This window comes from Dehalococcoidales bacterium, from assembly GCA_030698765.1.
GTDB lineage: Bacteria > Chloroflexota > Dehalococcoidia > Dehalococcoidales > UBA2162 > JAUYMF01.
In genome coordinates this window covers 1-11,272 of the sequence record JAUYMF010000160.1, presented here as the reverse complement: position 1 = coordinate 11,272, position 11,272 = coordinate 1, and the positions used below count along the sequence as shown (strand labels likewise).

General features: G+C 52.9%; 10 protein-coding genes. 3 read left to right on the top strand and 7 right to left on the bottom strand.

Annotated features, from left to right (window positions below):
• Positions 1–77: 77 nt before the first annotated feature.
• The 7 genes from ilvC to Q8Q07_07765 form a co-directional block, all read right to left on the bottom strand.
• Positions 78–1,073, bottom strand: coding sequence for a ketol-acid reductoisomerase (ilvC, locus tag Q8Q07_07795; protein MDP3880187.1), 996 nt, complete (start codon positions 1,071–1,073; stop codon positions 78–80).
• A 34-nt stretch (positions 1,074–1,107) separates the two neighbouring features.
• Positions 1,108–2,043 (bottom strand): universal stress protein, encoded by a 936-nt coding sequence (locus Q8Q07_07790; GenBank protein MDP3880186.1) that lies wholly within the window; start codon positions 2,041–2,043, stop codon positions 1,108–1,110.
• 65 nt (positions 2,044–2,108) lie between these two features.
• A complete protein-coding gene (gene ilvN, locus Q8Q07_07785; protein ID MDP3880185.1) occupies positions 2,109–2,654 on the bottom strand; it encodes an acetolactate synthase small subunit in 546 nt (181 codons plus the stop codon).
• A 21-nt stretch (positions 2,655–2,675) separates the two neighbouring features.
• Positions 2,676–4,397, bottom strand: a complete 1,722-nt coding sequence (ilvB, locus tag Q8Q07_07780; GenBank protein ID MDP3880184.1) for a biosynthetic-type acetolactate synthase large subunit — start codon at positions 4,395–4,397, stop codon at positions 2,676–2,678.
• Positions 4,398–4,399: 2 nt separating this feature from the next.
• Complete coding sequence (gene ilvD, locus Q8Q07_07775) at positions 4,400–6,076, bottom strand: dihydroxy-acid dehydratase (GenBank protein ID MDP3880183.1); 1,677 nt, start codon at positions 6,074–6,076, stop codon at positions 4,400–4,402.
• A 203-nt stretch (positions 6,077–6,279) separates the two neighbouring features.
• Positions 6,280–6,714, bottom strand: a complete 435-nt coding sequence (gene rpiB, locus Q8Q07_07770; GenBank protein ID MDP3880182.1) for a ribose 5-phosphate isomerase B — start codon at positions 6,712–6,714, stop codon at positions 6,280–6,282.
• 1 nt (position 6,715) lies between these two features.
• A complete protein-coding gene (locus Q8Q07_07765; protein ID MDP3880181.1) occupies positions 6,716–7,357 on the bottom strand; it encodes an L-threonylcarbamoyladenylate synthase in 642 nt (213 codons plus the stop codon).
• 136 nt (positions 7,358–7,493) lie between these two features.
• On the opposite strand from Q8Q07_07765, the gene guaA reads away from it, so the two are divergent.
• The 3 genes from guaA to Q8Q07_07750 form a co-directional block, all read left to right on the top strand.
• A complete protein-coding gene (gene guaA / locus Q8Q07_07760; GenBank protein ID MDP3880180.1) occupies positions 7,494–9,182 on the top strand; it encodes a glutamine-hydrolyzing GMP synthase in 1,689 nt (562 codons plus the stop codon).
• 144 nt (positions 9,183–9,326) lie between these two features.
• Entirely contained in the window at positions 9,327–9,983 is a 657-nt protein-coding gene (locus Q8Q07_07755) for a DNA methyltransferase (protein MDP3880179.1), read from the top strand.
• A partial coding sequence (locus tag Q8Q07_07750) for a DNA methyltransferase (GenBank protein MDP3880178.1) occupies positions 9,947–11,272 on the top strand: 1,326 nt, incomplete at its 3' end. The genes Q8Q07_07755 and Q8Q07_07750, both read left to right, overlap by 37 nt.

The window sequence follows — 11,272 nt, the reverse complement described above, 5'->3', positions numbered from 1 at the left end:
CAGCGAGAGTAAATTCATGCCGGTGTTTCAGTTTATGGTAGTCTCTTATGTTGTCCAATTTCTGCCTGTTTACGATTTTATTTCTTCTTCAGCCAGGGCATCATCTGGCGTAATTCGGCGCCAATCTCCTCAATGAGGTGGTCAGCCTCCATACGCTTCAGGGCGTTAAAGACCGGACGCCCGGCCTGGTTCTCCAGTATCCATTCTTTAGCGAAGCTGCCGTCCTGAATCTCGGCCAGGATTTGCCCCATTTCTTCCTTGACCATATCATCAATGACCCGTGGCCCGCGGGAATAATCGCCGTACTCGGCGGTATCGCTGACCGAGTAGCGCATGTAGCCCAGGCCGCCCTGGTAAATCAGGTCAATGATGAGTTTAAGCTCATGGAGGATTTCAAAGTAGGCTATTTCCGGTTGATAGCCAGCATCAACCAGCGTCTCAAAACCGGCTTTTATCAGCGATGTAACGCCGCCGCAGAGCACCGTCTGCTCACCGAAAAGGTCAGTCTCAGTCTCTTCGGCAAAGGTTGTCTCGATTATCCCGGCCCGGCTGCAGCCGATACCCCTGGAATAGGCAAGGGCCATCTCCTTGGCTTTGCCGGAAATGTTCTGGTGGACTGCGAGCAGTGCCGGCGGGCCGATGCCTTCAGTATAAAGCTGCCTCAGCATGTGCCCCGGAGACTTGGGGGCTATCATGGCAACGTCAACATCGGGCGGGGGAACAATCTGCCCGTAATGGATGTTGAAGCCATGGGCGAACATCAGCATGTTGCCTTTGGACAGGCCCTTCTCAATGTATTGATAGTAGATAGTCCGCTGTACCTGGTCCGGAGCCAGTATCATGAGGATATCCGCTTCCTTGGTGGCGTCAGCCACGTTGAGCACCCTAAGGCCGTCAGCCTGGGCTTTATCCCGACTCTTGCTTTCATCATGCAAGCCGACCACTACCTGACAGCCGCTATCCTTGAGGTTCTGGGCATGGGCATGTCCCTGACTGCCGTAGCCGATAACGCCGATTGTTTTGCCTTTGAGCAGTTCCAGGTTACAGTCGCTATCGTAATAGATTGTTGCCATCACTGTTCCCCCTTCTATATATTTATTATGTTTGCTAATTGGTTCTTATCAGCAGCACCGGGCAGCAGACCGCCTGTAAGACATTCTCCGTGATACTGCCATAGACCCAGCGGCTCAGTCCGGAGCGTCCGTGAGTTGCCATCACGATGATACTAAAAGGATTTTTATTCACGTAGTCAACTATCTGGTCAGCGGTCCTGCCTACCAGTATCTCCGAACGTACGCTGCTAATCCCCTTTTTCTTGAGTCGCTCCTCCACTTTGCCCAGATACTCGGTAGCTACCTGCTTGCATCTGGCTGTCTCCTGCTGCATGTATTCCCCCCAGTTCAGTGGTGCGTCAGGGAGTTCGGGAGCGTAATAAGACGGGATAGCCGGGGGTTCGCAGATTCGGAGCAGGGTTACATCAACCATTCTGGATCCCCGCTGTTTGGCCAGGGTTTCAACATGCGGCAGCACTGATTCCGCCAGCTCGGAGCCGTCCAGCGGTACCAGTAACGTCTGCTTTGGCCACTTATCATAAATAATCTCATCAGGGACACGGGGATGTATCAGTAAAACGGGGATCTTTGAGGCGCGCAGGACTTTGTCGGCTACACTTCCCAGTGTCCAGCGCTTGAGACCGGAGCGACCGTGGGTCGCCATCAGGATCAGGTCGATCTTGTTTTCCTCAGCATAGCGGATAATCTCTTCAGCGGGGTATCCCACGGCTAGTTCGCCGCTCATTTTTATTCTCTTACCGGCCGGTTCTTCCTCCTTTGATTTTGGGGTCTTTGGTAGCTGGCGTTTGAGGACCTCAGCCGCATGGTCGATATAAGCCTGGTGCATGGGGATAAATTCATTTGTTTCCGGGGGGCAGACATTGAGCAAAATAATATCTATATTTAGTTTTGGCGCCAGCTCCTTGGCATAAGTGAAAACGTCTTCGGCAAGCTCCGAGCCATCCAGGGGTACCAGCATTCTTTTGTACATTTTGTGTTATACCTCCCCGCTGTTGTGGCTTTGATAATACTTCACCTTGCGCAGAAAATCAATATCTAGCCTGCTTGTTTTTTACGGACGGCCCGGGACTGCCCTTTTTCTCCGCCTAAAGGATTTGAACCTCCTCTGGTCATGGCGATGCGTCCGGTCCTGGCTAACTCCCTGACACCGAATACGCTCAATAAATTGAACAGGGAGTTTATCTTATCCTCGTCGCCGGTAACCTCGACGGTTACTGAATCAGTGCCAACATCGACGATGTTAGCCCTGAAGATATCCACAATCTGCATAATCTCGCTTCTGGTACTGGAAGTGGCTTTTACCTTAATCAAAGCCAGTTCCCGGGCAATCAGGTCAGTTCCGCTGATGTCAGTTACCCTGATAATATCAATGACCTTATCCAGTTGCTTTCTGACCTGCTCTATCACGGTTGTGGCGCCGTCAACGACAATGGTCACACGTGACAGGTTGGGCGTTTCACTATGACCTACGGCGATACTTTCAATGTTGAAACCGCGCCTTCGGAAAAGGCTTGCCATCCGGCTGAGTACGCCGGGTTTGTTTTCGACCAGAGCCACTATAGTATGCTTTGTCGCTGGCATGTTGCCTCCTCCTTCGCGGTCTCAGATGTTGCTTACGGGCCCGGTGGAACCAGACAGTGCCTTAGCTGGTGCTTTGGGTTGCTCGATAAACTCGGATAAGGATGCGCCCGGCGGCACCATCGGGAAGACGTTTTCCTCCGGCTCTACCATAAAATCAATCAGGAAAGGACCCGGCTCCGCCATAGCCTGCTCAATAGCCGGCGCCACTTCTTCTCTGATATTAACCCTCATTCCGGGAATACAGTACCCTTCAGCAATTTTAACGAAGTCGGGGCAGGAGAGGGGCGTGGCGACATACCGTTTCCCGTAGAAGAGTTCCTGCCACTGGCGTACCATCCCCAGGTAGCCGTTATTGATTATGGCTATCTTCACCGCCGTATTTTCCTGGGCAATGGTGGCCAGTTCCTGTATGTTCATCTGGAAGCTGCCATCCCCGTCAATGAGCCAGACGGTGCTATCGGGACGGCCTATCTTGGCGCCGATAGCTGCCGGCAGCCCGAAGCCCATTGTGCCCAACCCTCCTGATGAAATCAAGGTGTTCGGTTTATCGTAGAGGTAGTGCTGGGCCGCCCACATCTGGTTCTGTCCTACGCCGGTAACAATAGTCGCCGCACCTCCGGTTACCTCAAATATCTGATCGACGACGTACTGGGGCAACAGTCCATCACTACCGTTCACATCGGTTAGCGGGTGTTCCTTGCGCCAGTTGTCCAGTTGTTCGAACCACTGGATATGCTCGGTGCTTGTTATCAGGCTGTTTAGTTTACCGAGGACATCCTTGACATCGCCGACGATAGGCACATCGACGCGGACATTCTTTCCGATTTCAGCCGGGTCGATATCGATGTGGACAATACGGGCATTAGGCGCAAAGCCGCTCACCCTTCCGGTAGCCCGGTCATCAAAGCGCATACCGATGGCGATGACAACATCGGCGGCATTCACCGCCATATTAGCGTAAGCCATACCATGCATTCCGAGCATGCCGAAGTTCAGAATGTGGCTCTCCGGGAAACAGCCGATGCCCAGTAGAGTGGTAACAATCGGTATCTGGGCGGTTTCCACCAGGTGTTTCAGCTCGGCATAGGCTTCGGAGATAATTACTCCCCGGCCGCCGATGATTAACGGGCGCCGGGCTTCATTAATCAGTTTGACTGCTTTTTTAATCTGCGCCGGATGTCCCTGGAGCGTAGGCTTATAGCCGGGTAAATCCACCTTCCCCGAGTAGCTAAATTCTGCCTCTTCGGTGAAAACGTCCTTAGGCACATCAATCAGCACCGGCCCGGGCCGTCCTGTCCGGGCCAGGTAAAAAGCTTCCTTGATGGTTCTGGCTAATGATCCGGCGTCAAGGACAAGGTAATTATGCTTGGTAATAGGCAGCGTGATGCCGGTAATATCCACCTCCTGAAAAGCGTCCTTGCCGATAAAGGGCCTGGCTACCTGGCCGGTTATCGCCACCATGGGAGCGGAGTCAAGGTAAGCGTTGGCGATGCCGGTGACCAGGTTGGTCGCTCCGGGGCCGGAGGTGGCGAAGCAGACGCCTACCTTGCCGGTAACCCGGGCGTAGCCGTCAGCGGCATGAGCGGCGCCCTGCTCATGCCGTACCAGGATATGATGAAGCTGGGGGTATTGCAGTAAGGTATCGTACAGCGGCAATACCGCTCCGCCCAGGATACCGAAAATGACGTCTACCCCCTCCTTTACCAGACCTTCACAGATAATTTGAGCTCCAGTCATCTTCATCGTTATTCCTCCTGCTCTCTAAACACGGCTCCGGTGCTCGCGGAAGACACTCTCCCGGCATATCTTCTGAGGTAACCCGTTTTTACTCTGGGCTCGAAATCGGTCAGACGAGCCAGCCGGTCGGACAGGTCCCGGTCACTTAGTTCTACGTCAAGCTTGCCATTGGGAATATCAATCTTGATAATATCCCCGTCAGCCAGAGCGGCGATAGGTCCCCGGCTGGCAGCCTCGGGGGAGATATGCCCGATGGCTGCCCCGCGGGTTGCCCCGGAAAAGCGCCCGTCAGTTATCAGGGCGACTTCTTTGTCCATCCCCATGCCACTGAGTAGAGAGGTAGGGGTGAGCATCTCTCTCATCCCCGGCCCCCCCTTAGGTCCTTCATAGCGGATAACTACCACCTCACCCGGTTTTATGCTGCGGTTGATGATGGCCTGCGTGGCTTCTTCTTCAGAGTTGAAGACTCTGGCCGGGCCCCAGTGTACCATCATTTCCGGGGCTACCGCTGCCTTTTTGACGACGGCCCCTTCCGGCGCCAGGTTACCAAAGAGAATCGCCAGACCGCCGGTAGGCGAGTGAGGGTCAGCCGCGGAACGGATGACTTCTCTGTCCAGGGTCTGTTTATCAGCGATAATCTCAGCCACGCTTTTTCCGGATACAGTTTTTGCCTTCAGGTTTAACAGTCCTTGTAGTTCCTTCATCACCGCCGCGATGCCGCCGGCGCGGTCCAGGTCCTCGATGTGGTAATCGCCGGCAGGTCTTAGTTTACATAACTGTGGCGTATGTTCACTGATTTCACCTATCATTGACAGCGGGAAGTTCACTCTCGCCTCATGGGCTACCGCCATTAGGTGCAGCACCGAGTTGGTGCTGCCGCCCAGTGCCATGTCAACAGTGAAGGCATTGTGTAAGGAGTCCTGATTAATGATATCCCGCGGGCGTAGATTGTCATCAAGCAGCGTCAAAATTTGTTCCCCGGCGGCTCTGGCTAACTGACGCCTTCTGGTATCGATAGCGGGAATAGTGCCATTACCGGGCAGACCCATGCCCAGTGCCTCGGTCAGGCAGTTCATGGTGTTGGCGGTGAACATTCCCGAGCAGCTGCCGCAGCCGGGGCAGGCTACCTTTTCCAGTCGCGCCAGTTCTTCCTCGGTCATCTGCCCGCCGCTTACCTTGCCCACCGCTTCAAAGACGGAGCTGAGGTCAACATTGCTGAATCCATCTTCAGTGGGCAAATATCCTCTCAGCATCGGGCCGCCGCTGATGAAAATGGCCGGGACGTTCAGTCTTACCGCCGCCATCAGCATGCCCGGGATAATTTTATCGCAGTTGGGGATAAAGACCAGGGCGTCAAAGGCATGGGCCTCAGCCATTATCTCCACCGAATCGGCAATCAGTTCCCGGCTGGGCAAGCTGTACTTCATGCCGGGGTGGTTCATGGCGATGCCGTCACAGACGGCGATAGTATTGACCTCAAAAGGAACACCGCCGCCGCTGCGTACTCCTGATTTAACTGCCTCGGCGATTTCCCGCAGGTGCATATGGCCGGGGACAATCTCGGTGAAGCTATTGATAACCCCGATGAAGGGCTTATCCATCTCGGCTATGGTGCAGCCCAGAGCGTGCAGTAACGCCCGGTGAGGCGCGCGTTCTATTCCCTTTTTAATCATATCGCTTTTCATGTTTGTCTCCGTTTTTCCCGCTATTTTCGGTTAATAAAAAAGCCGCCCCTGTGGGGACGGCCCTTACTGAGACGACCCACCGGCCGGATTATGTATGGATAACCAGTACTAAAATAGCGAGTTGATAATTCATCGTGCTGATAGACTAACATAGTTAACATATATTGTCAACCAGCCTCACGGGAAAATCACCGGCCGATGGACTAGCCTTCCATCTTTTTTATCTTGTCCACCCGGTGTTGGTGCCTGCCTCCCTCGAACTCGCAGGTAAGGAAAGCATCGGTGATTTCGGATATCGGTTCGTGGCTGTCTTCGGCTCCCAGGCAGAGGACGTTGGCGTCATTATGCTGACGGGCGCGGCAGGCGGTAAAAGCATTATGACACAGCGCAGCCCTTATCCCCTTGACCTTATTGGCGGCAATACACATGCCGATGCCGGTGCTGCATATCAGAATGCCCCGGTCAAAGTCTTTACCGGCTACAGCTTCCGCTACCTTCCGGGCAATATCAGGGTAGTCCACCGGGTCAGCGGACTCACAGCCGAAGTCCCGGTAACTGTGCCCGGCGTCAGTAATCAGTCTGATAATAACCTGTTTGAGTTCCACCCCCCGGTGGTCACAGCCAATAGCAATACGCATTTTAGTTCCCTTTCTTGAGCAGTATTTTGTCGTAAAGTTGCTCCAGTTTTTCTCTGGGTACCGCCCCTTCCCGCAGGATTACCGGTATCTTCCCGGTCATGTCCACGATAGTAGATTCCTTTCCACCCGGGCATGGGCCGCCATCAATGATTAAATCTACCTTATCACCAAGTTGAGAGCGGACCTCCGCCGCCGTCAGCGGGCTTGGCTTACCGCTCAGGTTGGCGCTGGTGCCGACGATGGGCGCTCCCAGGCCTTTAATGAGGGCGATGGGAACGGGGTGGGCCGGAATACGGATGGCGATGGTATTGCCTCCCGCGGTGATGTTATCAGGGACGGAACTTGACCTGGGTAATACTATGGTCAGGGCGCCGGGCAGAAAGCGGCGGATTAAAAGCCAGGCGGCGGGCAGCACCGGATCAGCGACCTCGCTTATCTGCGTTAGGTCTGCCAGCAGTAAGGGTAGCGGCATATTCCGCGGACGTTCTTTCACCTCATATATCCGCTCCACCGCCCGGGGAATGGCGGCGCTGGCTCCGAGACCGTAGACAGTATCCGTAGGGTAGGCGACTATCCCCCCCTGTTTGAGGATGGCGATGCCCTGGTCGGTCTGCTGCCTGATGTTTAATGAAAGCCCGGTCAATTTTCTACTCTGTTCAGAGGGACGGCGCTCTTCCCGGTCTGATGGCAAGTGCTCAGGAAAATTTCACCCCGATTTTACTGGCGGCGGGATAATTTCTCTTGACGATAGTATAGCACAATGGTAATCTTTGATTAAAATGGATGAAGTTGAGAAAAAACCACAGCCTGGCCCGCAGACAGACCACCGGGTAGCCACCACGGGCGATATTGAGGTGTCCACCTACCTGGAGATTGCCAAAGAGATAAGCGGCGAGCCGGCTACCGCCGCCGGAGAGACGGTGACTGTTGAGCGTGAGGCGATAGTCGTTATTGACTTCGGCTCTCAGTACAGCCTGCTCATCGCACGGCGGATACGGGAGTGCCAGGTCTACTGCGAACTGGTGTCCTATGATACTCCCTGGGAGAAAATAGCTTCCCTCAAGCCTAAAGGGTTTATACTCTCCGGGGGTCCCGCCAGCGTTTATCAACCAGGCGCCCCCCTGGCTCCGGCCTATATTTATGAGAGCCATTTGCCGGTACTGGGTATCTGTTACGGGATGCAGGTTATCACCAAGCAACTGGGTGGACAGGTTGCGCCGGGGACAAAACGTGAGTATGGGCATGCCATTCTTCACTTCAGTGATGCCGCCTCCCCCCTGTTTGCCGGCCTGGAGGATGCCTCGCCGGTGTGGATGAGCCATGCCGACAGAATCGAAGAAATGCCCCCCGGTTTTAAAGCTCTGGCCTATACCGAGAACTCACCTGTGGCGGTGATGGGCAATGAGGACGGTCTATTTGGTATTCAGTTCCACCCCGAGGTAGCCCATACCCCGCAGGGGAAAGCTATCCTGCGGAATTTCGCCTACCGTATCTGCGGCTGCAAGGGCAACTGGACGATAGGTAACTTCATCAATGAGAGCCTCTCCGGTATCAGGCAGCAGGTGGAGAAGGGTAAGGTTATTACCGCTCTCTCGGGAGGGGTCGATTCGGCGGTAGTGGCGACCCTCATCGACCGGGCGGTTGGCGATCAGCTTACCTGCATCTACGTCAATAATGGGCTGCTGCGCCGCGAGGAAGTGGAGCGGACCGCCAAGGTCTTCCGGGATAATCTGGGGATGAGTATCGTCTATGTTGATGCCAGTCAGCGGTTTCTTGACCGGCTCAAAGGGATAACCGACCCCGAGGTAAAGCGTAAAGCCATCGGGGAGGAGTTTATCGAGGTTTTTGAGGAGGAGGCTAACCGCATCGGCACGGTCGACTTTCTGGCGCAGGGTACTCTCTACCCCGATGTTATCGAAAGCGCCGCTTCCGGGAGTACCGCCTCCGCCAAGATAAAGACCCATCACAATGTCGGCGGGCTTCCGGCCAGGATGAGGCTGAAGTTGATTGAGCCGTTGCGTTATCTCTTCAAAGACGAAGTGCGCAAGGTGGGCCTGGCGCTGGGTATGCCGGAGGAGATGGTCTGGCGGCATCCCTTCCCCGGCCCCGGCCTGGCCATTCGCGTTATCGGTGAGGTTACCCCGGAGAAGCTGGAGATACTGCGCTCGGCTGATTTTATTGTCATGAACGAGATTAAGAGGGCCAATCTCTACCGGCAGCTATGGCAGACCTTTGCCGTACTGACCGATGTCCACAGCGTGGGGGTGATGGGCGATTACCGTACCTACGGCTACCTGATTGCGCTCCGCGCCGTGACCAGTGAGGATGCCATGACCGCGGACTGGGCGCGCATGCCCTATGATGTCCTGGCGCGGATCTCCAACCGCATTGTCAATGAAGTCCCTGAGGTCAACCGCGTCGTCTATGACATTACCTCCAAACCCCCCTCGACTATCGAGTGGGAGTAGATTGAATAATGAAGAAACAGGCACAAAATAGCAGTATTCTAAAAAGGGGAACAATTCGAAGCTAATTAGCCTCAAGGAGTTGTTTCTAACGTTATGTCTACAAGAGAGAGGGAGTGAAGACCCAAGACAAAGAAAAAGACAACTATGGAAGAGGTAGTAACCAGCAAAACCATAGAACCCATCCGCCGAGCCTTCCCGGCAGAAAAAGCAAAAGCGTGGCACTATAAGATACACCCTTACTATACCAAGCAGCCGTCAAATGTAGTGGGTGAATATATCCGCCACTTCTGCCCCGAAGGTGGACTTGTCGTTGACCCCTTCTGTGGCAGTGGGGTTACCGGTACTGAAGCTCTAGCCAATGGAAGACGAGCGGTTTGCCTAGACCTCGACCCATTAGCTGCTTTTATCACCAGACAGACCTGCCTGGCTCCTGTTGACCTTAACGCTTACTGGGAAGCCTACCGCCGGATAGAAGAGGAGATATGGCCAATCGTGGGGTTTGTGCGCGGCGCTTCGCCCAAAGAACTAGAGGATTATGACTTAAAAGAGTGGTATCCGAAAGGGGTGAAACTTCCTTCTAATGCTGACAGGGGCTATGTCGAAGACCTCTTTGGCAAAGCGCAGCTAATAACCTTAGCTCATCTACGCTCGGCTATCGTGAAAATTCCAGACCAGCAAACTAAAGGACTGTTGTTTTTTGCCTTTTCGGGGGCTTTAGATAAAGCGAGTCTCTTATATAGAGCGGCAGAGCAAGGGGGCATAATATGGCAAGCAATATGCTCTATTACGGTGATAACCTAGAAGTTTTGCGAAAGTATATAGGAACCGGAACGATTGACCTATGCTACATTGACCCACCATTCAATTCAAAACGAACATATAATCAGATTTACAACGATATCGGAACCGAAGACCGAGCGCAAACTCAGGCCTTCATTGATACCTGGACTTGGGATGATAGAGCTAGAGAAGGATTCCAAGAAATCCTTGATAACCCTCAAGGCAGGTATACAAAACAAACTATTGAATTGGTAAAGGGTTTATCTAATGCACTTCGTACAAGCAATCTATTTGCGTACCTAATTAGCATGACACTCAGGATTACCGAAATCCAACGCGTTCTCAAGAAAACAGGAAGTTTCTATTTGCATTGTGACCCCACGGCCAGTCATTATTTAAAACTGATAACGGATAGCATATTCGTTCCTAATGGTGGCGAATTTCGTAATGAGGTCATTTGGGCCTATAGATTGGGTGGACGACCTCAAAAGGGGTGGCCTCGGAAACATGATGCTATTTTGTACTATACAAAAACCGATACGGATGATTACACGTTCAATGCTGATGCTATACGGGTACCGTATGAGAGTACGGGTGGTTATATCAGTAGCGGCAGGAAAATAGTAAATGGAAAAGAATACAAAGTAAACCCATTGGGAAAAGTTCCAGAGGACTGGTGGTTTATCTCAGCCCTTAATAGACAGTCAAAAGAACGCTTGGGATATCCTACACAAAAACCTGAGGCGTTGCTCGAACGTATTATTAAAGCTAGTTCAAATGAAGGTGATATGGTCTTAGATGCCTATTGCGGATGCGGAACCACTATTGCCGTAGCACAAGACCAAAAACGCAAATGGATAGGGATGGATATTACGTATCAATCCATAGCCCTGATATTAAAACGAATAGAAGACCATTTTGGGAAAATAGTTGCAGATAATGTCAAACTAGACGGCATACCACGTGATATGGACTCAGCTCATGCACTTGCTAACAAAAAAGATGACCGTGTTCGTAAGGAATTTGAGAAGTGGGCTGTCCTGACATACACAACCAACCGCGCGGTCATTAACCAAAAGAAAGGGGCTGATTCTGGCATTGATGGGGTTGCCTACTTTAGAACAAATAACACAGATAATGCCAAAATCATCCTGCAAGTGAAATCTGGTGGCGTAGGGCGCGGTGATATTGCAAAATTGCGCGGGGATATGCAACGTGAAACGGCAGCAATGGCTGTGTTTATTACCTTAGAACCACCAACTGCCCCAATGGTCAACGAAGCGAAAGCCGCCGGACTCTACCATCATGAC